Raw genomic sequence first — 25,526 nt, 5'->3', positions numbered from 1 at the left:
ACTCTCGCTCGGCATTGACGGATCCTCCCGCTCGAGGACTGCAACTGCGCATTCGTCGGGACTGGGCACCAGTAAAAGCTCCCCCGCATTTTTGGCAGCAGAGAAAGCTGGTTTCTCTGAAGTAGTGACGACGGGCCAGCTCGTCGGATTCTGAACCCAAGGCTGCAAAGCCAGGAGCTAAAGAATCGCTGCGACTACTCCTCCAAACACAAAAAGGCGTCCTATGGACGCCTTTTTATTTTTGACTCAGGATCTTCTACCGGCCAGCGGGCCGCTTGGCTCAAGCTCTGGCCCACATGTAACAGCAACTTCAATAAATCGCCGTTGGTTGGCTGACATATCCCCAGCCAACCGGAGTGCTTCGAGATGTAATTCAACAATCTGAAGAAGCTTCGCCTTTCGCTTTTTTGGGCTCATACGCACCTCGTGCGATTGGGTTGTTGATTTCGATGTTATTGACCGTCCACAGAAATGACAAGCCGGTTGGTCTGGTCGAATTCGAACCCCAGTTTCCGGTAGTAAAAAACAACATTCGGATCAGGATCCTGAATCTCGATTTCTTTGCATCCTAGCGCTCGCGCATAGTGATCTGCGACAAGCAGAGCAATCGGCGCGATCCTGCCGCGAAGCGGGTGCGCCCTATCCGGATGCCCTTCCAACAGAACAATCTTTAAGCAGATAGAGCTTGCGCGCGGGGTCGCATAGCACATGCCGCAAAGAATCTGTTTGTACCATATCGCCAAATCCAGACCTTTCGCATCTTTACTTTTCCAGTCTGCAACGTCATCCCAAGGGAAAATTGTTGGCCCCTCCCAGAGTAAGTATTGCTTTATCGCTGCTGGGGTAATTGGCTCAAACTTGACCGCTGCTGCATCAATATTTGGGATTCTCGGGGCAATGTCCTTGAGAAAGAATTTGTAGGCGATCTTTCGCGAGTTTGATCTGAATGTCTGGTCACGAAGATCCGTTGCTTTGCCTTTTCTTCTCATTGTTTTCATCTGTTTGGATCTGGTCGCAGAAGATAGCCAGCAGAGAGGGGGCAGCGAAATCAGACGTGGGGGACGCGTTTTGTAGGACGTTACTTCTGTGAGTGGAGGATTTCGGAGTAGGGGGGGGAGATAACGAAGACACAAAAAAGGTCATTTCAGTGGTATCGCTGAAATGACCTTTGGTGAGGTTGCAGCGCAAAAATTCAGATCAATTGCAGAGCCTTTTTCCACCATGAGTTCACAACCGTGCGGTTTACCAGCTCTCGCTCCGTCACCATGTGTGGCACATCTTGTAACCGAATCCACGGCTGGTTATTCCAGTGCAACAAACTCAACGTCATGTCCGGCCAACTGAGCAAGCTGAGGTGTGGACGTTCGCTTGTGGTGGGATGTTGGGCGTCGCGCAGGGTGGGGATGACCTGGTGGGTGAGCCATTCGCGCAGCGAGCGGTATTCGGGGCAGTAGTGGTAGACGAGGAGGGCGTAGATGCCGGATTCGCTGATCAGCAGAGCGTTTTCGATTTGGTTGTGGATGAGGGTTTTGCGGGTCTGGTATTGGTCGGGGTCGAGTTTTCGCAGCATGCGTTCGTTGAGGTAGATGTGCAGCAGGCGGCTCAGGTCTCGGGCGCAGAACCAGGGTTGGTTCTGGATGAGGAGGGCGTGGAGGGGGAGTTTGTGGCGGGTAAAGATGTGCGGGGTCAGATAAGTCTCTTCTTGATTCATTGAGCAGTTCCTCTTGCTTAAGGGGCTGCCCTCAATCGTCGCCAAACGATTGGGTGGCAGTTGTACGCGGGTTGGCGAACCGGAGCAAAAGGAACCCGGCAGACCCGAAGGTCTCCCACGCACAACCGCCATGAAACGATGTGGCGGTAAATGTAGCCGCCATCATGGTTGTCGTGCGCCTTAAGCTGTTCGGGTCGCCAAACCCGCTGCTGAACATTCAGCATCGGGTGAGCTTAGAAACCTGGGCTTTTCGGCGCAATCGGACGGCGGTCATTCAGGTTGTAGGACGTTGCCGGGATGGTTGAAGGGCTGGAGATCAAAAGATCGCAGCCTTCGGCAGCTCCTACAGGGGGCGCGGATTATTCCGCGGGCGGCGTCAGCTTCGCTTCCATCTCGGCAACCTTGGCTTCGAGGCTTTCGAGGCGTGCGCGAGTACGCGCCAACACAACCATCTGACTATCAAATTCTTCACGGCTGACCAGATCGAGTTTGCTGAAGGCACTCTGCAGCAGCATCTTGAACTGGCTTTCGATTTCGGCTTTCGGCAGCGGGGTGTCGCCGTTGAACAGGCGGGAGGCGGTGCCGCTCAGGGCGTCGAGGAAGTCTTTGGGCGCGAGCATGGTGGATGTCCTGGAAACAATGGCCGGCAGTGTATCACGCAGTGTCTATAGTCAATCTCGTGGTCAGGGATGCACGCTTTTCGCGCAGGCGGACGGATGGCGACGCACCGTTGTTGTGCGTATCCGGATGGCGTTTTGCACGGGATGCCTTGCGGCAGCGGCCAAGGGATTGAAATCAGGGGATTTTGGCGAGATGGCAAGGTTTCTGCTTAGTCACCTTCGACCCATGCACTGATGCAGTCGCTGTGACGAATGCAGTGCGGCAGACGGAGCGGGGAGTTTCGTCAGCAGCGGTTAGCTGGCGTCAGTCGGGCAGGTAAGGCCGACGATGCGTTACAAAGCCAGGCACTGCGCTTAGACTTGAGTCGGGTTTGTTTTCCTGGGGCAAGTCCACCAATTCGGGAGAGAGTTTCATGAAGCTAGTCACTGCCATCATCAAGCCGTTCAAGTTGGACGACGTGCGCGAGTCGCTGTCCGAAATCGGCGTGCAGGGCATTACCGTTACTGAAGTCAAAGGCTTCGGCCGGCAGAAGGGTCACACCGAGCTGTATCGCGGCGCGGAATATGTGGTCGATTTTCTGCCCAAGGTGAAAATCGACGTGGCCATCGACGACAAGGATCTGGATCGGGTGATCGAGGCGATCACCAAGGCGGCCAACACCGGCAAGATCGGTGACGGCAAGATCTTCGTGGTCAATCTGGAACAGGCGATTCGCATCCGTACCGGCGAAACCGATACCGACGCGATTTAAACGCCGCCACAAACCCCAACGCCCCAGGAGAAAACAATATGACTCTGCGTAAATTCGCAGGGCTAGGAGCCCTGTTGTCCATCGTAATGCCAAGCCTTGCAATGGCGGCAGACGAAGTGGCGGCCCCAGTCCTCAATTCCGGCGACACTGCCTGGATGCTCACCTCGACGGCACTCGTGCTGTTCATGACCATCCCCGGCCTGGCGCTGTTCTACGGCGGCATGGTTCGCTCGAAAAACATTCTTTCCGTGATGATGCAGTGCTTCGCCATTACCGGTCTGATCAGCATCCTGTGGGTCATTTATGGCTACAGCATTGCGTTCGACACCACCGGCATGGAGCAGGGCGTCGTCAACTTCAACTCGTTCTTCGGCGGCATGGGCAAGGCGTTCCTCGCCGGTGTCACGCCTTCGAGCCTGACCGGCCCAGCGGCTTTGTTCCCTGAGGCGGTGTTCATCACCTTCCAGATGACCTTCGCGATCATCACCCCGGCGCTGATCGTCGGTGCGTTCGCTGAGCGGATGAAGTTCTCCGCGATGCTGATCTTCATGGGCATCTGGTTCACCCTGGTTTACGCGCCGATCGCGCACATGGTCTGGTCCGGCAACGGCGGCCTGATGTGGGACTGGGGCGTGCTCGACTTCGCGGGCGGCACCGTGGTGCACATCAACGCCGGTGTCGCCGGTCTGATTGCCTGCCTGGTGCTGGGCAAGCGTAAAGGCTTCCCGACCACCCCGATGGCTCCGCACAACCTCGGTTACACCCTGATGGGCGCGGCGATGCTGTGGGTCGGCTGGTTCGGCTTCAACGCCGGTTCCGCTGCGGCGGCTAACGGCACCGCCGGCATGGCGATGCTGGTTACCCAGATCGCTACCGCTGCTGCGGCACTGGGCTGGATGTTTGCCGAGTGGGTCACCCACGGCAAGCCAAGCGCACTGGGTATCGCATCGGGTGTGGTGGCCGGTCTGGTCGCGATTACTCCGGCTGCCGGCACCGTGGGCCCGATGGGTGCACTGGTGATCGGTCTGGCCGCAGGCGTGGTGTGCTTCTTCTGCGCCACCACCCTGAAACGCAAACTCGGTTATGACGATTCCCTGGATGCGTTCGGCGTGCACGGTATCGGCGGTATCCTCGGCGCGATCCTCACCGGTGTGTTCGCAGCTCCGGCTCTGGGTGGCTTCGGCACCGTTACCGATATCGGTGCGCAAGTCTGGATTCAGGTCAAAGGCGTGGGCTTCACGGTGATCTACACCGCGATCGTCACCTTCATCATCCTCAAGGTACTCGACGCTGTGATGGGTCTGCGTGTGACCGAGGAAGAAGAGTCGGTTGGCCTCGATCTGGCACAACACAACGAACGCGGCTACAACCTGTAAGTACGCGCATTAAAAAATTTGCCCGGTTCGCCGGGCATTTTTTTGTCTGGAATTTGTCGCAGAGAGAGCAGCTGAAAGGATTTTTCGTACGGCTTTGGTCGTGTTTACGACGAGCGTTTTTCTGCGGCCAATGGCTTACATCATTGCAGGATTATTAGGGCCTTTGTTTTTTCCCAGAGCGCGCTAGAATGCGCCCCGAACGTGCGGAGAACTGTATGTGGCAACAGACTCTGATAACCCTGCGGGCACGGCCCCGGGGCTTTCATCTGGTAACGGACGAGTTACTCGCGGGGCTGCCTGAACTCAGGGAGTGTCGGGTCGGTCTGTTGCATTTGTGGCTGCAGCATACCTCGGCGTCGTTGACCATCAACGAGAACGCCGATCCGGCGGTACGTCGCGACTTCGAACGATTTTTCAATCGTCTGATCCCACAAGGAACAGACGGCTATGAGCATAACGACGAAGGCCTGGACGACCTCCCGGCGCACTTCAAGGCCAGCGTGCTTGGCTGCCAGATCAGTCTGCCGGTTTCGGCAGGCCGCCTGGCACTGGGGACCTGGCAAGGCGTTTATCTGGGCGAGCACCGTGATCATGGCGGTGCTCGAAAAGTCCTCGCCACCTTGCACGGTGAAGGGGCATAAACCGTTGGTCACCAATGGTTACTGATTTTTTAACGGCGACTTTCGACAGTTGCCAAAGCTGGTCTATAACTAATCTGCTTTTCGCAAGTCATGAGGTAGAACATGAGCGACGATGATCTGGAAAACGACGACCTCGAAGTAGGCGACGAAGACGAGGCCGAGGAAGGTCTGGAAGCAGCAGCGGAAGACGTTGCTGACGACGATGGTGGCGACGATACGCCGGCCCCTGCTGCCAAAGGCAAAGCCAAGGCTGCGGTGTCGGTAGACGAGTTGCCGAGCATTGAAGCCAAGAACAAGGAGCGCGACGCCCTGGCCAAGGCCATGGAAGAGTTCCTGTCGCGCGGCGGAAAAGTGCAGGAAGTGGAGGCCAATGTGGTCGCCGATCCGCCGAAGAAGCCAGACAACAAGTACGGTAGCCGCCCTATCTGAGGCGTGCCGCTGGCTTGCTGAAAAGGCCCGCCGTCGCTGCGGGCTTTTTCATGGGTGAAATTCCGGACGCGCCACGATCCCCCTGTAGGAGTGAGCCTGCTCGCGATAGCGGTGTGTCAGTCCACCTTGATGTATCTGACACACCGCTATCGCGAGCAGGCTCACTCCTACAAGGGAACTGTGTCAGTTCGAGAGGGCATTCCAGCGTGCGAGCACGGCTGGCAAATCGCTCAGGCTACGAATCTCGGCATCCGGCAAGCGATCCGCTTCCCAGACCTTGCCCGCCGGGTTGAACCATATCGCCCGCAACCCCGCCTGCTGTGCCCCGGCAATGTCATCGCCCGGATGATCACCGATGTGCACAGCGGTTTCGGCGGTGGCGCCACCGCGTTGCAGAGCCTCATGAAAAAGCCGCGCATCCGGTTTGGCGATGCCGATATCTTCCGCGCAAAGCGCAAACTTGAAGTAGTCCGCCAGACCCAATCGACGCACATCAGCATTGCCATTGGTGACCACGCCAAGCGCATAGTGATTGGCGAGAATCTCCAGCACCGGCTCGACTTCAGGAAAAACTTCGATCTGATGCCGTGCATGCAGAAACACTTCAAAGCCCTTGTCTGCCAGGTCGGTTGCTTCACCATGGGCGTAACCAGCGTCTTCCATCGCATGAAACAACACCCGCCGACGCAGAGCGCTGATCCGATGCTTGAGTCCCGGCTCGCCGGCCAACACCCGCTCACGAATCGCCCACAAATGCTCCACCGGCACCGCGCCCAGATTCGGCGCATGTTCGCTCAGCCATTCGCGCAATATCGCTTCGGCACTGACGATCACCGGGGCGGTGTCCCACAAGGTGTCGTCGAGGTCGAAGGTGATCAACTGGATGCTCATGAATCGTCGCCTTTCATGCGTTTGGCCCGTGGGTGGGCGCTGTCGTAGACCGCCGCCAGGTGCTGGAAGTCCAGGTGGGTGTAGATCTGCGTGGTCTTGATATCTGAGTGGCCGAGCAGTTCCTGCACGGCGCGCAGGTCCTGCGAGGATTCCAGCAAGTGGCTGGCGAAGGAGTGGCGCAGCATGTGCGGGTGCAGGTTCTGTCCCAGTTCTCGTTCGCCGGCCAGTTTGACCCGCACCTGAATCGCTCGTGGACCGAGGCGTCGGCCTTGCTGGCTGACGAATACGGCGTCGTCTGCGGGGTTGGTCATGGCCCGTAACGGTAACCATTGTTCCAGTGCTTCGCGGGCCTTTTTACCCACCGGCAGCAGTCGGGTCTTGCTGCCCTTGCCGAGCACTTGAACCATACCGTCAGCAAGATCCAGCTGATCAAGATTGAGCCCGGTCAGTTCGGAAAGGCGCAGGCCGGAGGAATAGAACAACTCCAGAATCGCCTGATCGCGCCGCGCAAGAAAATCATCCTCGACCGCACCTTCAAGCAGTTGCAGCGCACGGTCAGTGTCGAGGGTTTTCGGCAGGCGACGCTCACCTTTCGGCGGCGCCAGACCGGTCGCCGGATCGTGGTCGCAAAGGCCTTCGCGGTTGAGGTAGTGATAGAGCCCACGCACCGCCGACAGCAGCCGCGCGAGGCTGCGCGAGGATTGGCCTTGCGCATGCAGACGAGCGATCAGGCTGCGCAGGCGCTGAATATCCAGCGCCGCCCAACTGCCGATGTTTTGCTTCACGCACCAGCCAAGGACTTTATCGAGGTCGCGGCGGTAGGCCGACAGGGTGTGCGGCGACACCTGTCGCTCACTGCGCAGGTGTTCGCAGTAAGCGTCCAGTTGCCGTTCCATGTTCAGCGTACCGAGCGCAGGGAGCTGTTGACCCGTGGCAGCACGCGGCCCATGACTTCGGCGATGTAGCTGAGGAACAGCGTGCCCACCGAACTCTTGTAGTGCTGCGGATCACGGCTGGCGATCGCCAGAATGCCGTGAATGCCTTGATGGCTGACCGCGACGACAGCGGTGGAACCGATCTGCTTGCGCTGCTCTTCGCCGAAGAGGAAGTCCAGTTCATGCTCACGCAGGCTGCCGCTGACGCTTTTGCCTTCGGTGAGCAGGCCGCCGATGGCGACTTGCGCGTCAGCGTGAGTGACCCAGCGGCCAACCGGTGCCGGGTTATCGCCAAGCAAAATAAGGCTGACAAAAGGCACCTGGAAATCCTGGCGCAGACTGTCTTCGACGCTGATCACCACGTCTTCCAGGCTGCTGGCGTCCATCAGGGACAGGATCAAGCGACGAGTCTTGTCGAACAGGCGATCGTTGTCGCGGGCGACGTCCATCAAATGCGAGAGGCGGTGACGCATCTCGATGTTGCGGTCGCGCAGGATAGTCATCTGCCGCTCGACCAAGGACACGGTGTCACCGCGCTGGTGAGGAATGCGCAAGGCGGGCAGCAATTCCTGGTGCTCGACGAAGAAGTCCGGATGAGCCTCCAGGTATGCGGCAACCGCTGCCGCCTCCAGGCTCTCGGACGCTGATTCGTCGGACTGTCGGGCGGGTACCTGAGGCTTATCGGTCATGGTTTCTGCTCACTCAAAGACGTACTTGTCCTTCGTATACACGCACTGCCGGACCGGTCATCAGCACCGGTTGACCAGGGCCAGCCCATTCAATGGACAGACGCCCGCCAGGCAGGTCGATCAATAGCGGCGAATCCATCCACCCCTGGCTGATCGCAGCGACAGCCGCTGCACACGCACCGGTACCGCAGGCCTGGGTTTCCCCGGCGCCACGTTCCCACACGCGCAGTTGCGCGCGGTTGCGGTCGATGACCTGGAGAAAACCGACATTGACCCGCGCCGGGAAGCGCGGGTGGTGTTCGATTTTCGGCCCCAGTTCATGCACCGGTGCACTGTTGATGTCTTGCACGCGCAATACGGCGTGCGGGTTGCCCATCGACACGGCGGCCAGCTCGACCGTGGTGCCGTCGACTTCCAGCTGATAGCTGGTCGCCTGGGCGGGTGCTTCGAACGGAATGTCCGCCGGCACCAGACGCGGGGCGCCCATGTTCACACCGATCTGGCCGTCGTTACGCACGTCCAGTTCGATGATGCCGCCCTTGGTCTCGACGCGGATCTGCCGTTTGGCGGTCAGACGCTTGTCGAGCACGAAACGGGCGAAGCAGCGCGCACCGTTGCCGCACTGCTCAACTTCGGATCCGTCGGAGTTGAAGATCCGATAACGGAAATCCACGTCCGGGTTGCTCGGCGCCTCGACGATCAGCAATTGGTCGAAGCCAATGCCAGTGTGGCGGTCGCCCCATTGCTTGGCGTGCTTTGGCTGAATATGCGCGTGCTGGCTGACCAGGTCGAGAACCATGAAGTCATTGCCCAAGCCGTGCATTTTAGTAAAACGCAGCAGCATGGGTTACTCCGGCAGCAGGCTTTCGCCGGCAAACAGCTCAGCCACGGTTTCGCGGCGGCGCACTTCAAAAACCTGGTCACCGTCTACCAGCACCTCAGCGGCACGGCCGCGGGTGTTGTAGTTGGAACTCATCACGAAACCGTAGGCACCCGCCGAATGCACGGCCAGCAGATCGCCTTCGGCCAAGGCCAATTCGCGATCCTTGGCGAGGAAGTCGCCGGTTTCGCAGATCGGGCCGACGATGTCGTATTTGCGCGCAGCGGAGCCACGCGGTTTGACCGCGGTAACGTCCATCCACGCCTGATACAGCGCCGGGCGGATCAGGTCGTTCATCGCCGCGTCGACGATGGCAAAATCTTTGTGCTCGGTGTGCTTGAGGTACTCGACCTGAGTCAGCAGCACGCCAGCATTGGCAACGATGAAACGGCCTGGCTCGAACACCAGCGCCAGATCACGACCGTTCAGACGCTCGCGCATAGCTTTGATGTAGTCGGCAGCCAGCGGCGGCTCTTCATCGCGATAACGCACGCCCAAACCGCCGCCGAGATCGATGTGGCGCAGGTGAATGCCGCAATCGCCGAGGCGATCGACCAGATCCAGCAGGCGATCGAGGGCATCGAGGAACGGTGGCAGCGTGGTCAGTTGCGAACCGATGTGGCAGTCGACGCCGACCACTTCGAGGTTCGGCAGATGCGCGGCGCGCACGTACACGTCTTCGGCGTCGGCGATGGCGATGCCGAACTTGTTCTCTTTGAGACCGGTGGAAATGTACGGGTGGGTGCCGGCATCGACGTCCGGGTTCACCCGCAGCGACACCGGTGCGCGAACGCCCAGTTCGGCGGCAACCACTTGCAGGCGCTCGAGCTCATCGGTGGATTCGACGTTGAAGCAGTGCACGCCGACTTCCAGCGCGCGACGCATGTCGTCACGGGTCTTGCCGACACCGGAGAAGACGATCTTGTCAGCGCTGCCGCCAGCGGCGAGTACGCGTTCCAGCTCGCCACGGGAAACGATGTCGAAACCGGCGCCGAGACGGGCCAGGACATTCAGTACGCCGAGGTTGGAGTTGGCTTTGACCGCAAAGCAGACCAGATGCGGCATGCCGGCCAACGCATCGGCATAAGCCAGATACTGAGCCTCGATGTGCGCGCGCGAGTAGACGTAAGTGGGCGTGCCGAAGCGGTCGGCGATGGCGGACAGCGCCACACCTTCCGCGAACAGCTCCCCGCCACGGTAGTTAAAAGCGTCCATGGCGATCCCTTATTGGTAAACGTCGTGCTTGTGTGCTTTGGACGGCTGCTTCTGCGAAGACTGGGCTTGCTCGGCCGGGTCCTGATCGTCATCCGGCAGGTACAGCGGGCCTTTTTGACCACAGGCCGAAACGAGGCAGGCAACCGCGACGAGCGCAGCAAGGGAAGAGATCAGGCGCTTCATGGCGAAATCCTTGAAAATGCGTTAATTGCGCCGGAGTATACCGGCCACCCGGCAGCTTGCCTATGCGAGGGGGTTCCCGTCCGGCGGGGCTTGCCCAAAGCTGCCCGAACCGCCGCAATACCTTGTAGGAGTGAGCCTGCTCGCGATCGCGGTGTGTCAGCCAGCGATAATGTTGGATGTGCCGGCCATTCGCGAGCAGGCTCGCACCCACAGGGTTCGGTGTTGATGGGCCGGCAGGTGCTTGGTCGTTAATCTTTGCAATCGGCCGGAAGCGTCCGTATCTTTCGGCGCTTGAGCCTGATCAGACATTTTTTGAGGTTGCCGCAATGAGTTTGTCCGAAGCCCGTTTCCACGATCTGGTCGATGAAACCCAGGAAAAACTGGAAGACATCTTTGATGAAAGCGACCTGGATATCGACATGGAGAACTCGGCCGGTGTGCTTACCGTCAAGTTCGAAAACGGCTCGCAGCTGATCTTCAGCCGCCAGGAACCGCTGCGTCAGCTGTGGCTGGCGGCGGTGTCCGGTGGTTTCCACTTCGACTACGACGAAGAAAGCGAGCGCTGGATGTGCGACAAGAGCGAAGAGCAATTGGGCGAAATGCTCGAGCGCATCGTCAAGCAGCAGGCTGGCGCCGAATTCGACTTCGAAGGTCTGTGATTCCGTGACTGACACCGCTCCCGTTCGTCCACCGAAGCCGCTTTACAGCAACATCAGCCCGGCCGTGCCCTCGCCGTGCAGCGGTGTGTGCCGGCTGGATGAGCACAAGGTCTGCCTCGGCTGCTTCCGCCATGTCGAAGACATTCGCGAATGGCGCTCGGCGGACGACCAGCGGCGACGGGTAATTTGCGCGCAGGCGTCGCAGCGCAAACAGTGCGGCGGGGCGTGACTTGTATATTTTTTGAGCTGTGATAGTGTCCGAACACGCCTCAACCCATCGAGGCCTGGTGAAAACCCCGTCTTTTTTGGCGGGGTTTTGCTTTTTTTGTGTGCAGAAGAAAGGAGTCTGCCCGGATCATGACCGCACCTTCCATCACCCTTACCCGTCTGGACGTGCAACGTCTGGAGCGCCTGATCGACAGCCTGGATGACACGCTGCCGGGCGTGATTGCGCTGCAAACCGAGCTGGATCGCGCCGACACCGTGGTTGGCCACGATGAAGTGCCCGCCGATGTCGTGACGATGAATTCCCGCGTGCATTGCCGTGAAGAAGGCAGTGGCAAGGACTACCACCTGACGCTGGTCTATCCCAAGGATGCCAACGCCGATGAAGGCAAGATTTCCATTCTGGCACCCGTCGGCAGCGCACTGCTGGGCCTGAAAGTCGGTCAACACATCGACTGGCCGGCCCCGGGTGGCAAGACCCTCAAACTGACCTTGCTGGAAGTTGAATCGCAACCGGCCAACGGTGGCGCGTTCCCCGAGTAATCCGCCTCAGACCTGTTCGAGTGCCTCGTTCAGGGCGCGCTCCAGGTCAGCCTTGTAGCGCAAATACAGATTGCTTGAACTCTGCCCGTCACCGAGCAGGCCTGAAAGGTCGAGGTCGGTGATGTAGCAGCGATAGCGTTCGCTTTCGCGGCGCTGCTCGACGATCTCCCGGGCGACCACGCTGAACAGCTGGTCGCCATGTTCCAGCTCACTGAACTCCCGTTGATTGCAATACAGGGTGACCTGCACCTCGCCCGGTGCGGCTTTGCCGACGATCGCCTGCACGTCGTAAAACGGCTTGTTCACCGGCGTCTGCGGTGCCGGCCGCGATTCGACCCGTCGTGCGCGCCCCGGACCCGAAGGCAATAACTGGTAATACAAAGTTTCGAGGCGGCCGTCGGGACCGGCGTCCATCGGTAGCACGGCTTCGCGGCGGAACAGGATCGATTGCAGAAAGCGCTGCAATGGCACCAACAGACTTTGCTCATCGTGATAGGGCAAATGTTGCTGCCACAGCGCGTTGAACTCATCCAGCACGTACAACTCGGCCTGCTGCTCGGTGATCCGGTAGAACACTTGAATGCATTCCGGCTGACCCATCGGCAGGATCAATGCGAGGTCGTGATCTTCCAGTGCCATCGGATCCAGATGCAGCGGACTGTAGCGCGGCTGTTCTTCACCGAGGTAATCGAGCAGGGCGGGCAACGTGGCGAGGGCGACATGGTTGACCTGGCCCGGCACCAACTCCAGCACGTGATAGTGCTGCTGCACCTGAATCAGGTAGCGGTGGTTCAACTCGCTGAGCAGCAGGTTCTGCGCGGTGTCGACGATTTCTTCGACGCGACGGGCAATGAATTGCGCGCGGTTGTGGCAGAAACAACGCACCTTCAGCGACGGCTGTAGCGGCCCGCGCGGCAGATTGTTGAGGTAATCGCGCAGGCAATCGAGCAGGGCGTGCGGGCCGTCGAAGCGATTGACCAGCACTTCGTTCCAGCTGTTGAGCGTGACCTGATCCAGCGTCAGCACGAGGTTTTCGCGCACGCCGGCGTAACTCAGCGAGTCGGTGCGCTCGGTGGTCATCAGGATGTTGAGGTCGCGGTGATGCTTGAGTGGATCAATCCCGACGTTGACCAGCATAAGCACTTCGCTCGGCACCGCTGCACGCAGCAACGGCTCTTCCGCGACGGTGGGCAAGGGCAGGGCAATGCACTGTTGCAGGCTGCCGAGCAGGTTGAACAGTTCGAACTCGCTCAGGTCGCTGGTGCCGGGATGCAGGGCCAGGCGGGTGCTGCTATCGATCACACCGTTGCGGTGGCACCAGGTCAACAGCTCGAGTAACTCGCGGCTGCGCTTGATCGGCGCGAAGTGTTCCCACTCCAGTGCCGTAAGGCTGCCGTTATACAGGCCCCACTGGGTTTGCCCCGGTTCCTTTTTGTTGCGCGACTGCACCAGGGTCAGGGTGTCTTCGGCCAGATCCGGGGCGATGCCGGGATTGATGAATTCGACCTTGTCAGCCTTGCGTTCGAAGGCAGCATAGAGCCGGCGCCCGAGTACGTTGAGGTCACGCTTGTTGATCAGGCTGACGGTCTGCTCGGTGCGGGCGAACTGGGTGAGGAAGCGATAGCTGTAGTTCAGCTCGTTGACCAGCGCCCGGCGTTCGGCGCTGACCTGGCGGACTTTCCATTGGCTGCGGCTGTCGAGCAGGGTCAATTGCCGCTGATCCCAATGCCATTCACTGGCCAGTCTTTCCAGCAATGAACGCTGCCAGCTCTGGGTGCGGCTGTTGCCGGTGAGCTTGCGGTTGACCTTCAGGTACAGCGCGCGGCGCACCAGTTCCAGGCGTTCCGGTTCGTTGCGTGCGGTGAGGTATTCCTCGATGCGCCGGTACACGACCATGTACGGATCCAGTTCATCCAGATCCAGTTGGTTGGCGAACACGGCTTTTTTGAAGCGCAGGCTCAGGCACTGCACCTGCGGGTGTTCGCTGGCGTAGACCTCGGTCAGCAGCAGTTTGAGCACCGACTTGTAGGGCGACTCGATTCCCTTGAACAGCTGCCACAATCCGGCGCCGATGAACTCGCCCGGTGGAATGGTCGCCAGATGGCCGAGGTCCACGGTTTCGTCGGCACGGATGAAGCGTTTCGACAGCAGGGTGTGGGTATAAAGGTCGTAGGCGGTTTCTTCGTAAACCGGCACCAGCCACCAGATCGGCGTGCGCCCGGCCAGCCAGATTGCAGTGCGATAAAACTCGTCGAGCAGCAGATAGTGCTGGGTGGTGCCGCAGTTTTCCGAACTGAGCTGGGTGTCGCGTTCGCCTTTGACGAAGCGCACCGGGTCGATCAGAAAGAAATGCGCCTCAGCACCCTGGCTCGCGGCCCAAGCTTCCAGTAACTGACATTTCTTGCTCAGTTCGGCGAGTTCACCTTCGCTCAAGTCAGGCGCGTGGCAGACCCATACGTCCATGTCACTCTGATCGGCCTGCGCCAGCGTGCCGAGGCTGCCCATCAAGAACAGGCCATGAATCGGTCGCGGCGGATTGCTGCCGTGGCGCGGCTTGTAGGAGAACGAACGCGTCAGACGCTGTGCCTCGGTCAGCACGTTGGCGTCCGGCTCGTAGTTCGACAGGCCGGCTGGCGTACTGCCCGAGACATAACCCGGCAACAGCGGATGATTGACATGGAAGAACAGCGGCAACAGCGTCAGCACGCTCTGCTGGCGTGTCGACAAGCCTTCGAGGGCGCGGCCGAGGCGGCCTTCATTGAGTTTGAGAAAGCGCGCGCGTAGCTGGCTGAGGACCTTGCGGTCGATGCCTTCGTCCAGGTCGGGGCGGATTTCGTGGGTGCGCGTCATGTCAGCTCAAACCGGCTCGCAAGCTCGGACGAAGAGGGTCTCGGAATGGGAGGCAGTTTAGCCTTTGCGCAGCGGGACTTTTAAGCTGAATTTGTTTTTTGACGTCAGATTTCTATCGCGGATGACCGGGCAGGCCCGCGGAAATCCCGTGGCAGGAGTTCCCGTGGGCAAAGTCAGGGGGAATCAGGCGGTTTCTTGCTCTCTCAGAATGGTCAGCACGGTTTGCACATTCTGTGCGGCGTCGCGACCGAGGCTGGTCAGATACCCGCCATCGGGCTGATCGGTGAGTTCTTTTTCGAAGAGGCGTTTGGCGGCAGCAATGTGTTTCGGGGCAGCGGTCTGATGAATTTTCAGACCTTCCTGGGAACTGTCCAGGTTGAAGAGTGCGAGGACTTCCAGTTCGGCAACCAACTCAGGGGTAAGCGACATAAGGACTCCAGACTTTCTAGGAATTGGACGACAGCGTCCCTAAGGTGAACCCGCTTTTGCGGCATGTCCAGTGCTCAGATCAGGGATTTTGTCTTGAGGCGGATTCCAGTGTAGTCGGGGCCGGGGAGTTGGCTGGATGGATGGGTGACAAATTGTGTGGGAGCGAGCCTGCTCGCGAAAGCGGTGTGTCATTCAGCGCTGTTTTTGCTGATGTACCGCTTTCGCGAGCAAGTCGAATCGTCGCACCGTCGCTCCCACAGGGGAATGTGCTTGGCTTACTGCTTTTCGGGTGGCAGCTCAGGCAGTGCCCGCAGCGCTGCTTCGTACCATTCGGTATTGAACGCGCGGTCTTCATCAAGCATCGCGTCAATCTCATAGGCCAGCACATGCGCCATCAGATTGAGGATCTCTTCGCGCTCAACGCCCACCAGGGTCAGCTTGTTGAAGGTTGCTTTGGCCGCTGGCGGGTTGTCGCTTTCGATCTGGTTCTCGATGGCTTCGATCAAGGTAGCCTCGGTGAACTCTTCTTCGTCGTTGTCGATGTCTGTCGGCTCGCTCATGGCAGGCTCCTTATAGAAAGGCGCCAGTTTACCCGCATTCAGCGGGGTGATGCTGCTGGCGCGATTCGCCTGCACGATCTATAAACATGCCCTGCCCACCCCGCACGGCCTGGAGGCTATGTGATGCTCAAGCTCTACGGATTCTCAGTCAGCAACTACTACAACATGGTCAAACTGGCGCTGCTGGAAAAAGGCCTGCCGTTCGAAGAGGTCACGTTCTACCCGGCGCAAACCGCGGAATCTCTGGCCATCAGCCCACGCGGCAAAGTCCCGGTGCTCGGTGTGGACGCCGGCGTCATCAACGAAACCGCGATCATCCTCGAATACCTCGAACAGACCCAGAAGGGCACACCGCTGCTGCCAAGCGATCCGTTCGAACGCGCGCAGGTATTGGCGATTGCCAAGGAAATCGAGCTGTACATCGAGTTGCCGGGACGCGCTTGTTACGGTGAGGCGTTCTTCGGCATGACCCTGCCGGACGCGATCAAGGAAAAGACCAAGACTGAATTGCAGCTGGGTTTTGCGGCGCTGGATCGGCACGGCAAGTTCGCCCCGTATGTGGCGGGCGACAGTCTGAGCATTGCCGACTTGTACTTCCTCTACAGCGTGCCACTGGCCTGTGCAGTCGGGCAGAAACTGTTCGGGATCGATTTTCTGGCGCAGATGCCAAAGGCGAAAGCGCTGCTGGAGCGGCTTGAGCAGAATCCGCATGTGCAGAAGATTGCAGCGGATAAAGAAGCGGCGATGCCGGCGTTTTTGGCGATGATTGCTGCCAAAAAGTGAGTTTTGTGGCGTTTGTAAGTAGGTAATCGCTGGCAAGCCAGCTGACACAGGTCTTTGGGTCGAACGCAAAATTGTGTTCCAACAAAGAACCCTGTGGGAGCTGGCTTGCCAGCGATGCTTTTAGCGACTGGCGATCAGGGCCTGACCGCGCACCACAGCTGCCTTGACCTGCGCCGGCGCAGTGCCGCCGATATGGTCGCGGGCATTCACTGAGCCTTCCAGGGTCAGCACGGCAAACACGTCCTGCTCGATCTGGTCGCTGAACTGACGCAACTCTTCCAGGCTCATTTCGGCCAGATCCTTGCCAGTGTCAACGCCGTACTTCACGGCGTGGCCGACGATTTCGTGGCAATCACGGAACGGCAGGCCACGGCGTACCAGGTAGTCGGCGAGGTCGGTCGCGGTGGAGAAACCGCGCAGCGCCGCTTCACGCATGATCGCGTGCTTTGGTTTGATCGCCGGGATCATGTCGGCAAAGGCACGCAACGAGTCGCGCAGGGTATCGGCGGCGTCGAACAGCGGCTCTTTGTCTTCCTGATTGTCCTTGTTGTAGGCCAGCGGCTGGCCTTTCATCAAAGTCAGGAGGCCCATCAGTGCGCCGAAAACACGGCCGGTCTTGCCACGCACCAGCTCTGGCACGTCAGGGTTTTTCTTTTGCGGCATGATCGAGCTGCCGGTGCAGAAGCGATCCGGCAGATCGATGAACTGGAACTGCGCGCTGGTCCACAGCACCAGCTCTTCGGAGAAGCGCGACAAGTGCATCATCGCGATGCTCGCGGCCGAGCAGAATTCGATGGCGAAGTCGCGATCGGAAACGTTGTCCAGTGAGTTGCCGCCCACGGCGTCGAAACCGAGCAGTTGCGCGGTGTATTCGCGGTCGATCGGGTAGGTGGTGCCGGCCAGCGCGGCGCTGCCCAGTGGCATGCGGTTGGTGCGCTTGCGGCAGTCGACCAGACGCTCGTAATCGCGGCTGAGCATCTCGAACCAGGCCAGCATGTGGTGCCCGAACGTCACTGGCTGCGCGGTTTGCAGGTGGGTGAAGCCGGGCATGATGCTCGCCGCTTCACGCTCGGCTTGCTCCAGCAGGCCTTTTTGCAAACGGGTGATCTCGGCGAGGATCAGGTCGATTTCGTCACGCAGCCACAGGCGGATGTCGGTGGCGACCTGGTCGTTGCGGCTACGCCCGGTATGGAGCTTTTTACCGGTGACGCCGATGCGGTCGGTCAGGCGTGCTTCGATGTTCATGTGCACGTCTTCGAGGTCGATGCGCCAGTCGAACTGGCCGGCCTCGATTTCGCCCTGAATGGTCTTCAGGCCGTCGATGATGCTGTCGCGCTCGGCATCGGTCAGCACGCCGACTTTGGCCAGCATGGTGGCGTGGGCGATCGAGCCCATGATGTCGTGGCGATACAGGCGCTGGTCGAAAGTGACGGAGGCGGTGAAGCGGGCGACGAAGGCGTCGACGGGTTCACTGAAGCGGCCGCCCCAGGACTGATTGGTCTTGTCAGTGCTCATGAATTCGCTCGTATCGGCTTGAAGAAAAAAGGCGTGAAACGCTGGCGCGGATAATAACAGGGTTGCCCGGACTGTCGCTGACACCGGTCGATACGTTTTTTTCTCATTGTGTGCGCCATAGTCGGCGCTGCACCCGGGGGATTTGCGCAAGGATATTTTTCGATTGAGCAATATCGGCCCGACGAGCGTCTACAGTAGGACATAAGGGTCGGCGCGACTGCAGATCGCGCAAAGGTCTGGTCGCCGACTATAAGAAGAGGGGGGTGGGTGTAATTGTCCTTCGGCAATCCCCGTGAGAAACGCAGGAAACAGCGGGCTTTGAGCAGTACGACCCGGACACTGGCAAATATTGCTGGCCGACGTACGGCACTTTTTGGCGCTCGGGCTAGTCTTAGCGTGGATCGCGGTGACGGACGTCACTTCACCTGTCTACGCTATCCTTGTGCGAGACTCACGCAGGAATCCAGCGCAATATGAATGTCCTGATCGTTGATGACGAACCACTGGCTCGCGAGCGCCTCAGCCGAATGGTGAGCGAGCTCGAGGGTTATACAGTTCTGGAGCCCAGCGCCACGAATGGCGAGGAGGCGTTGGCACTGATCGACAGCCACAAACCGGATATCGTGTTACTTGATATCCGCATGCCGGGCCTCGATGGCCTGCAAGTCGCTGCCCGTCTGTGCGAACGAGAAACGCCGCCCGCCGTGGTGTTTTGCACCAGCCCCGATGAATTTGCCGTGGAAGCCCTGCAGGCCAGCGCCGTGGGCTATGTGGTGAAACCCGTGCGAACCGAACATCTGCATGACGCCCTGAAACGGGCGGAACGTCCCAACCGGGCGCAACTCTCGGCCCTGACCCGTCCCGCTGCCGAAAGCGGCACCGGTCCGCGCAGCCACATCAGCGCCCGCACTCGCAAAGGCATCGAACTGATCCCGCTGGATCAGGTGGTCTATTTCATTGCTGACCATAAATACGTGACCTTGCGCCATGAGGCTGGTGAGGTGCTGCTGGACGAGCCGCTCAAAGCCCTTGAAGACGAATTCGGCGAGCGCTTTGTGCGTATCCACCGCAACGCGCTGGTCGCCCGCGACCGCATCGAGCGTCTGCAACGCACACCGCTGGGGCATTTCCAGCTGTTCCTCAAAGGTCTCAATGGTGATGCGCTGATCGTCAGTCGTCGGCATGTGGCCGGTGTGCGCAAAATGATGCAGGGCTTGTAACCCGCTCATTCCGGGTGGCTCCAGCTCCTTGTTACCGGGCACTGCGGGCCAGGGAGGCCGCGCCGACTCTGATTCAAGTCAAAGTGGATTTGGCTGAGCTGTTATTATCCGCCGTATCTATTCAGTACGGATTGATCCATGTCCTCTCGCGAAATCCGCATCGCCACCCGTAAAAGTGCGCTGGCCCTCTGGCAGGCCGAATACGTCAAAGCCCGTCTGGAAGCGGCCCATCCGGGCCTGCTGGTGACGCTGGTGCCCATGGTCAGTCGCGGCGACAAGCTGCTCGATTCGCCGCTGTCGAAAATCGGCGGCAAGGGCCTGTTCGTCAAGGAACTGGAAACCGCGCTGCTGGAAAACCAAGCCGACATCGCCGTGCACTCGATGAAAGACGTGCCGATGGACTTCCCTGAAGGCCTCGGTCTGTTTTGCATTTGCGAGCGCGAAGATCCGCGCGATGCCTTCGTTTCCAATACCTACGCCAGTCTCGATGCGTTGCCTGCCGGCGCGATCGTCGGCACATCGAGTCTGCGTCGTCAGGCGCAATTGCTGACCCGTCGTCCGGACCTGCAGATCCGCTTCCTGCGCGGCAACGTCAACACGCGCCTGGCCAAGCTTGATGCCGGCGAGTACGACGCAATCATCCTCGCGGCCGCCGGCCTGATCCGCCTCGGCTTCGAAGACCGCATCACTTCGGCAATCAGCGTCGATGACAGCCTGCCAGCTGGTGGCCAAGGCGCAGTCGGCATCGAATGCCGCAGTGCCGACACTGAAATCCACGCCTTGCTCGCTCCGCTGCATCACGCCGATACCTCTTCGCGTGTGACCGCTGAACGTGCCCTCAACAAACATTTGAATGGCGGCTGCCAGGTGCCGATCGCCTGCTACGCCGTGCTCGAAGGTGAGCAGTTATGGCTGCGCGGTCTGGTCGGTGAACCGAGCGGTGGCAAGCTGCTCAGCGCCGAAGCTCGTGCGCCACGTGGCGATGCCGAAGCATTGGGCGTGAAGGTGGCCGAAGATCTGCTCAGCCAGGGCGCCGACGATATTCTCAAAGCGGTCTATGGCGAGGCAGGTCACGAGTGACGGACTGGCGCCTGCTGCTGACGCGTCCTGCAGAAGACTGTGCGGCGCTGGCCGAGACGTTGGCCGCGCAGGGGATTTTCAGCAGTTGCCTGCCGCTTTTGGAAATTGCCCCGCTGCCGGTCTCTGACAAAATACGTCGGGCGATTACACAGTTGCCAAGTTGCAGCGCAGTGATTGTCGTCAGCAAGCCGGCGGCGCGTATTGCGCTCGATCTGCTCGACGGCGCTTCTGCACTGACGATGCCCTGGTTCAGCGTCGGTGCGGCGACTGCGCAGATTCTGCTGGATCACGGTCTGGACGCGAACTTCCCGGCCACCGGCGATGACAGCGAAGCCTTGCTGCAATTGCCGCGTCTGCGTGAGGCGGTCAGCCAGCCCGGAGCGCAGGTGTTGATCTTGCGCGGCGAGGGCGGGCGCGAGTTGCTCGCCGAGCGCTTGCGTGAGCGAGGTGCTAGTGTCGAGTATCTGGAATTGTATCGGCGCGACCTGCCGGCCTATGCCCCGGATGAGCTGCCACGGCGGATCGCAGCGGAACGCTTGAACGGGCTGGTGGTCAGCAGTGGACAGGGTTTCGAGCACCTGCGCCAAATGGCCGGCGATGCCTGGCCGACCATCGCGCCGTTGCCGTTGTTTGTACCAAGCCCAAGGGTCGCCGAGCTGGCACGTGCCGCCGGGGCTCAAACAGTTGTGGATTGCCGCGGCGCGAGTGCCGCGGCTTTGCTGACGGCGTTACGGGAGCATCCCGAACCCGTTTTCTAATGCAAAGGATGGATACGTGAGCGAAACAGCCTTGCCAAAAGATGACGTCCAGCCTGTGATTGAACCCCAGGTTGAAACTCCACCGCCGGCCACAGAGCCGCGTCGAGGCAATGGACTGGCCATCGTCGCCTTGTTGCTCGGCGCTGCCGGTGTCGCGATCGGTGGCTGGGGTGTCTGGCAGGTCCGTCACCTGCAGACCAATACTCAGCAGCAATCCGGTGAAGTGCAGGCATTGAACGATCAGGCGCAGAGTCTGAAGCTCAATGAACAGCGTCTGACCGAGCGCCTCGCGCAGTTGCCGGGTGCCGACGAACTCGCCGAACGCCAACGTCTGGTGACGCAGCTTCAGGGCGATCAACAGCGCCTTAATCAACGTCTGGAAACAGTGCTGGGTGCCAGCCGCAAGGACTGGCGTCTGGCTGAGGCCGAGCACCTGCTGCGTCTGGCCAGCCTGCGTCTGTCGGCGTTGCAGGACATCAGCAGCGCTCAGGCGCTGGTGCAGGGCGCTGACGAAATCCTCCGTGAGCAAAACGATCCCGGTTCCTTCGCCGCCCGCGAGCAAGTGGCGAAAACCCTGGTGGCGCTGCGCAGCACCGCGCAGCCGGATCGCACCGGTTTGTTCCTGCGTCTCGGCGCGTTGCGCGATCAGGTCATTGACCTCACCGAGCTGGCGCCGGAGTACAAGGATCGCGGCGAATCACTGCTGGGCCTGACCGCCGACGGTGACGGCGCCAGTCGCTGGGCGCAGTGGTGGGATCAGGTCTCGCGCTACATCCGTATCGATTTCAACGCCGACAAAAATGTGCGCCCGCTGCTGGCCGGGCAGAGCCTGAGTCAGGTGCGTCTGGCCCTGAGCCTTGCACTTGAGCAGGCGCAGTGGGCAGCGCTCAACGGGCAGGCGCCGGTCTACACCCAGGCGCTGGCCGAAGCGCGTGATGTGCTCAAGGGCAATTTCAACCCGGACAATCCGCAAAGCAAAGTGATGCTCGAACAGGTCGGCGAGCTGAGCAAGGAACCGGTCACGGTCACGACGCCGGATCTGGCCGGCACGCTGAGTGCGGTGCAAGCCTATCTTGAGCGGCGCAACGTCAACGCCGAAGAGTCGGTAAAACCCTTTGCCAAACCTGCCGCCAACACTGCGCAGGAGACCACGCCATGAAACGCCTCTATGTGATCGTGTTTCTGGTGATCGCGGCGACGGCGGCGCTGGGCTTTGCAGTGGCACAGCATTCTGGCTACGTGCTGATTGCCTATAAGAGCTTCCGTTACGAAGCGAGTCTATGGGCGACACTGGCGGTGATCGCGGTTTTGTGGCTGCTGATCTGGGGCATCAAGGCCTTGGTCGAGTTGGTCATGACCTCAACTGGCGTGGTCAATCCCTGGTCACGGCGCAACCGCAGTCGTCGCGTGCAGGTAGCGATCGAGCACGGCCAACTGGATCTGGCTGAAGGTCGCTGGGCCAGCGCGCAGCGTCATCTCTATCGAGCGGCTGAAGCCGAGCGCCAGCCGCTGCTGTACTACCTCGGCGCAGCCCGCGCGGCCAATGAGCAAGGCAATTACGAAGAGTGCGATCGTTTGCTGGAGCGCGCGCTGGAGCGTCAGCCTCAAGCGGAATTGGCAATCGCTCTGAGCCATGCGCAGTTGCAGACCGACCGTGGCGATACCGACGGTGCCTTGGTGACCCTGCAAGCGATGCATGATCGCCATCCGCACAATGCGCAGACGCTGCGCCAGTTGCAGCGCTTGTACCAACAGCGCGGCGAATGGTCGGCGGTGATTCGTTTGCTGCCGGAGTTGCGCAAGGACAAAGTCCTGCCACCCGCCGAACTGGCTGAACTGGAGCGCCGCGCCTGGGGTGAAAACCTTTCGCTGGCAGCGCAGCGCGAAGAGGACGGGAGCGTTGGCTTGCAGTCGCTCACGCGGGCCTGGGAGCAACTCACCTCGGCTCAGCGTCAGGAGCCGCCCCTGGTGCTGGCGTACGCCGAACAGCTGCGTCAGTTGGGCGCTCAGGTCGAAGCGGAAGAAGTGCTGCGTACCGCCCTCAAGCGCAAGTACGACAGCCATCTGGCGCGTCTCTACGGTCTGGTGCGCGGCAGCGATCCGGCCCGTCAGTTACAAACCGCCGAAGGCTGGCTGAAAGATCATCCGAACGATCCGAGCTTGTTGTTGACCCTCGGCCGACTGTGTCTGCAAACCAGTCTGTGGGGCAAGGCGCGGGATTATCTGGAAAGCAGCCTGCGTGTGCAGCGCAATCCGGAGGCCTGTGCGGAACTGGCGCGCTTGCTCGCACAGTTGGGCGATACCGAGCGCAGCAATCAGTTGTTTCAGGAAGGCCTTGGCCTGCTGGATGAACGCCTGCTGGCTGCACCTCTGCCGGTTCTGGCTCACGTCTGAAGTGGTGAGGGAGGATGCTCCCTCGCTTACCTTTTGTGGCTGAAATTTCAACTTCAGTGAGTGCTCGAGGCGAATTCCTACAGCGGGCTACACCGATTCCTATCGAACCTGTCGGGTTTTCCCTACACCTCTGGTGAACTGTCGGCAGGGCCTTGCCTTGAAAGGCTGACACGCTTTCCTCTACCGTAACCGTCTGTCTCTACTGTTACGGAAAAGCCATGTCGTTGGCCTGCTCACGCTCCTTGTTCTTCATGGCTTTCACTGCGGGGGCCTTTGCTCTGGGAGCTTCCTATTATCTTGAATACGCTGTCGGTCTGACGCCGTGCAGCCTGTGCCTGGTGCAGCGCCTGTTCCTTACGCTACTGTGCGTGTCCAGTGGTGTGGCAGCGGTGCACGGCCCCAAGCGTGTGGGGTTGTGGTTTTACTGGCTGTTGACCCTGGGCGCGAGCCTGGGAGGCACCACGGCGGCCTGGCGGCAGGTATTGATACAGAGCGATCCGATGCTGCAACTCCTCAATTGCACGCCTGCCCCCGATACATTGTTCAGTGGCCTGCCCTGGATCTGCGCCTTGCAAAGAATGTTCAGCGGCGGCGCCGATTGTGCGGAAATTTCCTGGACGCTGTTTGACCTGAGCATCCCGGAGTGGAGCCTGCTGTTCTTTGTCGCGGTGTCGATTCTGGCGGTGTATCAATTGTTGCGGCTGGTCTGGAGTGCTCTGCAACGCCCGCTCAGCGGCGAAGCGTCGCACTCGGTGCTGCTGCGGGATTAAACACTTGTATGAACTTTATCTCCTGCGTACCTTGAAGCCATAGGCGTGCGGGCATAATCTGGCCCGCACGTGTCATTGGATTTATGTTGCTCGATGACGCTCTGCCCGGCCGTCCCCCAAGCCAAAATCAAAAGAGGGGCGCGGGTGTAGAGCAGCATGACCCACAAGGGAAGAGAGATCGCCATGCTCGAAAGTTGTCAGAATGCTCAGGAACGTTGGGGTGGAGTTCATCTGCTGATCGACCGCTGGTTGCAGGAGCGTGAAGATCTGATCGGTGCCTACGACAAACTCGGTGCGCAGCCTGAGTCGCTGTCCGAGAGCCGCAAGCCCTTGCAGGAATTTTGCGGTGTGCTGGTTGATTATGTCTCGGCAGGGCACTTCGAAATCTACGAACAGCTGACTGGCGAAGCCAAGGCGTTCAATGACAAGCGCGGTCTGGAGTTGGCCGAGACGATCTATCCGCGCATCGACGTCATCACCGAGAAGCTGCTCGCGTTCAACGATCTGTGCGATGAAGGCAAGTGCGTAGCCGAGAAGTTCAAGGAACTCGGTGGCTTGCTGCACGAGCGCTTCGAACTCGAAGACTGCCTGATTGAAGTGCTGCACACAGCACACAAGGAAGAAGATCCGGTCCAGGCCTGATACTTTTCTTTGATCCAAAAAAACGGTGCGCCCCAAGCGCACCGTTTTTTATTGCCTGCTCAACTCGTCGCGCCACGCAATTCCACTTCGAACACCAGCGGCGTGAACGGTGCGATCAGGTCGCCGGCACCGTCGGCGCCATAGGCCTGATCCGATGGAATCACCAGTCGCCATTTCGCACCCACCGGCATGTTCTGCAACGCGGTTCGCCAACCGGCAATCACGCTGTCGAGATTGAACCATTGCGGCTGCGTGTTCTGATCGAACACGGTGCCGTCGGGGAGTCGCCCGACATACAGCACCTGCACTTTTCCATCAGGACCGGCCTTGGTTCCCGTGCCAGGTGTCAGCTCGGTGAGCAGGATGCCATCGGCCAGTTCCTTCACGCCCGGTTTGGCTTTTTCAGCGGTGAGAAAACGCTGCTCGTTTTCCATCGCCGCATCGCTCGAAGGCTGTACAGAGTGTTCGGCATTTTGCGCTTCATGATCGGCCAGAATCTGCTCGATACGTGCTTCGCTCAGCGCCAGCGGCTTGCCTTGATAGGCTTGCTGCAAACCATCGACCAGTGCCTGAATCTGCAGTTGCGGGACTTCCTGGCGCAGCCGTTCACCGAGGCTGGCACCGAGGCTGTAGGCCAGATCGTGAGCATCGTTCGCGGTGGCTTTTTCGTCCGCGTGAGCGGCCGAAAAAATCATCCAGAGGGATAAAAAAAAGTAGCGCGACATGGGCACTCTCCGTCCTGAGATGCGGTGGATTATGCCAGCGCGAACGTCTGC

At 59.9% G+C, this 25,526-nt stretch carries 29 protein-coding genes and 1 pseudogene; 16 read left to right on the top strand and 14 right to left on the bottom strand.

The genetic code is table 11. The features are described from left to right. Positions 1-452: 452 nt before the first annotated feature. The 3 genes from AC3IUF_RS28905 to AC3IUF_RS28895 all read right to left on the bottom strand — a co-directional run bounded on the left by AC3IUF_RS28905 (position 453) and on the right by AC3IUF_RS28895 (position 2,331). Positions 453-998 carry an N-acetyltransferase gene (locus tag AC3IUF_RS28905; RefSeq protein ID WP_311196972.1) on the bottom strand — a complete coding sequence of 182 codons (546 nt, stop codon included), beginning with the start codon at positions 996-998 and terminating at the stop codon, positions 453-455. A 194-nt stretch (positions 999-1,192) separates the two neighbouring features. Further along, entirely contained in the window at positions 1,193-1,711 is a 519-nt protein-coding gene (locus tag AC3IUF_RS28900) for a BRO-N domain-containing protein (RefSeq protein ID WP_489279926.1), read from the bottom strand. Between the two features lie 359 nt (positions 1,712-2,070). After that, positions 2,071-2,331 (bottom strand): accessory factor UbiK family protein, encoded by a 261-nt coding sequence (locus AC3IUF_RS28895; RefSeq protein WP_008086041.1) that lies wholly within the window; start codon positions 2,329-2,331, stop codon positions 2,071-2,073. A 413-nt stretch (positions 2,332-2,744) separates the two neighbouring features. Between AC3IUF_RS28895 and glnK the strand changes: the two genes are divergently transcribed. The 4 genes from glnK (at position 2,745) to sutA (ending at position 5,529) form a co-directional block, all read left to right on the top strand. Then, complete coding sequence (gene glnK / locus AC3IUF_RS28890) at positions 2,745-3,083, top strand: P-II family nitrogen regulator (RefSeq protein ID WP_002555808.1); 339 nt, start codon at positions 2,745-2,747, stop codon at positions 3,081-3,083. A gap of 38 nt (positions 3,084-3,121) precedes the next feature. Beyond that, complete coding sequence (locus tag AC3IUF_RS28885) at positions 3,122-4,459, top strand: ammonium transporter (protein ID WP_007920417.1); 1,338 nt, start codon at positions 3,122-3,124, stop codon at positions 4,457-4,459. Positions 4,460-4,674: 215 nt separating this feature from the next. Further along, positions 4,675-5,100 (top strand): secondary thiamine-phosphate synthase enzyme YjbQ, encoded by a 426-nt coding sequence (locus tag AC3IUF_RS28880; protein ID WP_007920418.1) that lies wholly within the window; start codon positions 4,675-4,677, stop codon positions 5,098-5,100. Between the two features lie 102 nt (positions 5,101-5,202). Beyond that, positions 5,203-5,529: a transcriptional regulator SutA gene (gene sutA, locus AC3IUF_RS28875; RefSeq protein ID WP_007920420.1), complete on the top strand. Its 327-nt coding sequence runs from the start codon at positions 5,203-5,205 to the stop codon at positions 5,527-5,529. Positions 5,530-5,712: 183 nt separating this feature from the next. Here the strand turns inward: sutA and AC3IUF_RS28870 are convergent, their stop codons facing one another. From AC3IUF_RS28870 to lptM, 6 genes are read right to left on the bottom strand one after another with little or no spacing between them, the layout of a single operon-like run. Next, a complete protein-coding gene (locus AC3IUF_RS28870) occupies positions 5,713-6,420 on the bottom strand; it encodes an HAD family hydrolase (RefSeq protein WP_489279924.1) in 708 nt (235 codons plus the stop codon). Continuing rightward, positions 6,417-7,316 carry a tyrosine recombinase XerC gene (gene xerC / locus AC3IUF_RS28865; protein WP_007950060.1) on the bottom strand — a complete coding sequence of 300 codons (900 nt, stop codon included), beginning with the start codon at positions 7,314-7,316 and terminating at the stop codon, positions 6,417-6,419. Before xerC ends, AC3IUF_RS28870 begins: the two co-directional genes overlap by 4 nt. Before the next feature lie 2 nt (positions 7,317-7,318). Further along, positions 7,319-8,044 (bottom strand): DUF484 family protein, encoded by a 726-nt coding sequence (locus AC3IUF_RS28860; RefSeq protein WP_007911092.1) that lies wholly within the window; start codon positions 8,042-8,044, stop codon positions 7,319-7,321. Between the two features lie 13 nt (positions 8,045-8,057). Continuing rightward, complete coding sequence (gene dapF, locus AC3IUF_RS28855; RefSeq protein ID WP_007911094.1) at positions 8,058-8,888, bottom strand: diaminopimelate epimerase; 831 nt, start codon at positions 8,886-8,888, stop codon at positions 8,058-8,060. Between the two features lie 3 nt (positions 8,889-8,891). Continuing rightward, entirely contained in the window at positions 8,892-10,139 is a 1,248-nt protein-coding gene (lysA, locus tag AC3IUF_RS28850) for a diaminopimelate decarboxylase (RefSeq protein WP_489279922.1), read from the bottom strand. 9 nt (positions 10,140-10,148) lie between these two features. Continuing rightward, entirely contained in the window at positions 10,149-10,322 is a 174-nt protein-coding gene (lptM, locus tag AC3IUF_RS28845; protein WP_007911098.1) for an LPS translocon maturation chaperone LptM, read from the bottom strand. Between the two features lie 326 nt (positions 10,323-10,648). Here lptM and cyaY point away from each other — a divergent pair, with 326 nt between their 5' ends. The 3 genes from cyaY to rnk all read left to right on the top strand — a co-directional run bounded on the left by cyaY (position 10,649) and on the right by rnk (position 11,749). Next, complete coding sequence (gene cyaY, locus AC3IUF_RS28840) at positions 10,649-10,981, top strand: iron donor protein CyaY (protein WP_007911100.1); 333 nt, start codon at positions 10,649-10,651, stop codon at positions 10,979-10,981. A 4-nt stretch (positions 10,982-10,985) separates the two neighbouring features. Then, positions 10,986-11,210 (top strand): DUF1289 domain-containing protein, encoded by a 225-nt coding sequence (locus tag AC3IUF_RS28835; RefSeq protein WP_081498736.1) that lies wholly within the window; start codon positions 10,986-10,988, stop codon positions 11,208-11,210. A gap of 128 nt (positions 11,211-11,338) precedes the next feature. Further along, complete coding sequence (gene rnk / locus AC3IUF_RS28830) at positions 11,339-11,749, top strand: nucleoside diphosphate kinase regulator (RefSeq protein ID WP_007911103.1); 411 nt, start codon at positions 11,339-11,341, stop codon at positions 11,747-11,749. 6 nt (positions 11,750-11,755) lie between these two features. Here the strand turns inward: rnk and AC3IUF_RS28825 are convergent, their stop codons facing one another. The 3 genes from AC3IUF_RS28825 to AC3IUF_RS28815 all read right to left on the bottom strand — a co-directional run bounded on the left by AC3IUF_RS28825 (position 11,756) and on the right by AC3IUF_RS28815 (position 15,588). Further along, positions 11,756-14,599, bottom strand: a complete 2,844-nt coding sequence (locus AC3IUF_RS28825) for a class I adenylate cyclase (protein WP_007950059.1) — start codon at positions 14,597-14,599, stop codon at positions 11,756-11,758. 183 nt (positions 14,600-14,782) lie between these two features. Beyond that, a complete protein-coding gene (locus AC3IUF_RS28820) occupies positions 14,783-15,028 on the bottom strand; it encodes a TIGR02647 family protein (RefSeq protein WP_003229392.1) in 246 nt (81 codons plus the stop codon). 275 nt (positions 15,029-15,303) lie between these two features. After that, a complete protein-coding gene (locus tag AC3IUF_RS28815; RefSeq protein WP_007911108.1) occupies positions 15,304-15,588 on the bottom strand; it encodes a hypothetical protein in 285 nt (94 codons plus the stop codon). Positions 15,589-15,711: 123 nt separating this feature from the next. On the opposite strand from AC3IUF_RS28815, the gene AC3IUF_RS28810 reads away from it, so the two are divergent. Next, positions 15,712-16,371 (top strand): glutathione S-transferase family protein, encoded by a 660-nt coding sequence (locus AC3IUF_RS28810; RefSeq protein ID WP_123376124.1) that lies wholly within the window; start codon positions 15,712-15,714, stop codon positions 16,369-16,371. 120 nt (positions 16,372-16,491) lie between these two features. Here AC3IUF_RS28810 and argH read toward each other — a convergent pair whose 3' ends face one another. Further along, positions 16,492-17,886 carry an argininosuccinate lyase gene (gene argH, locus AC3IUF_RS28805; RefSeq protein ID WP_007911110.1) on the bottom strand — a complete coding sequence of 465 codons (1,395 nt, stop codon included), beginning with the start codon at positions 17,884-17,886 and terminating at the stop codon, positions 16,492-16,494. Positions 17,887-18,222: 336 nt separating this feature from the next. Between argH and AC3IUF_RS28800 the strand changes: the two are divergent. The 8 genes and pseudogenes from AC3IUF_RS28800 to AC3IUF_RS28765 all read left to right on the top strand — a co-directional run. Next, a pseudogene (locus AC3IUF_RS28800) lies at positions 18,223-18,363 on the top strand (sensor histidine kinase); the annotation flags it as partial. Next, complete coding sequence (locus tag AC3IUF_RS28795; RefSeq protein ID WP_007911111.1) at positions 18,360-19,106, top strand: LytR/AlgR family response regulator transcription factor; 747 nt, start codon at positions 18,360-18,362, stop codon at positions 19,104-19,106. The pseudogene AC3IUF_RS28800 and the gene AC3IUF_RS28795, both read left to right, overlap by 4 nt. A 138-nt stretch (positions 19,107-19,244) precedes the next feature. After that, a complete protein-coding gene (gene hemC / locus AC3IUF_RS28790; protein WP_489279919.1) occupies positions 19,245-20,186 on the top strand; it encodes a hydroxymethylbilane synthase in 942 nt (313 codons plus the stop codon). Further along, the gene (locus AC3IUF_RS28785) at positions 20,183-20,944 is read left to right on the top strand and encodes a uroporphyrinogen-III synthase (protein ID WP_489279917.1); all 762 of its coding nucleotides are present in this window, start codon (positions 20,183-20,185) and stop codon (positions 20,942-20,944) included. The genes hemC and AC3IUF_RS28785 overlap by 4 nt, the downstream gene beginning before the upstream one ends. A gap of 16 nt (positions 20,945-20,960) precedes the next feature. After that, positions 20,961-22,103, top strand: a complete 1,143-nt coding sequence (locus AC3IUF_RS28780) for a uroporphyrinogen-III C-methyltransferase (RefSeq protein WP_007911114.1) — start codon at positions 20,961-20,963, stop codon at positions 22,101-22,103. Continuing rightward, a complete protein-coding gene (locus AC3IUF_RS28775; RefSeq protein WP_007950058.1) occupies positions 22,100-23,338 on the top strand; it encodes a heme biosynthesis protein HemY in 1,239 nt (412 codons plus the stop codon). Before AC3IUF_RS28780 ends, AC3IUF_RS28775 begins: the two co-directional genes overlap by 4 nt. A gap of 218 nt (positions 23,339-23,556) precedes the next feature. After that, positions 23,557-24,108, top strand: a complete 552-nt coding sequence (locus AC3IUF_RS28770) for a disulfide bond formation protein B (RefSeq protein ID WP_007911116.1) — start codon at positions 23,557-23,559, stop codon at positions 24,106-24,108. 183 nt (positions 24,109-24,291) lie between these two features. Beyond that, complete coding sequence (locus AC3IUF_RS28765; RefSeq protein WP_064116385.1) at positions 24,292-24,750, top strand: Rsd/AlgQ family anti-sigma factor; 459 nt, start codon at positions 24,292-24,294, stop codon at positions 24,748-24,750. 59 nt (positions 24,751-24,809) lie between these two features. Here AC3IUF_RS28765 and AC3IUF_RS28760 read toward each other — a convergent pair whose 3' ends face one another. Then, positions 24,810-25,475, bottom strand: a complete 666-nt coding sequence (locus AC3IUF_RS28760) for an FKBP-type peptidyl-prolyl cis-trans isomerase (RefSeq protein WP_007911119.1) — start codon at positions 25,473-25,475, stop codon at positions 24,810-24,812. Positions 25,476-25,526: the final 51 nt, after the last annotated feature.

The organism is Pseudomonas sp. KH_040 (assembly GCF_057839305.1).
This window is presented reverse-complemented; position numbering and strand designations above follow the sequence as displayed.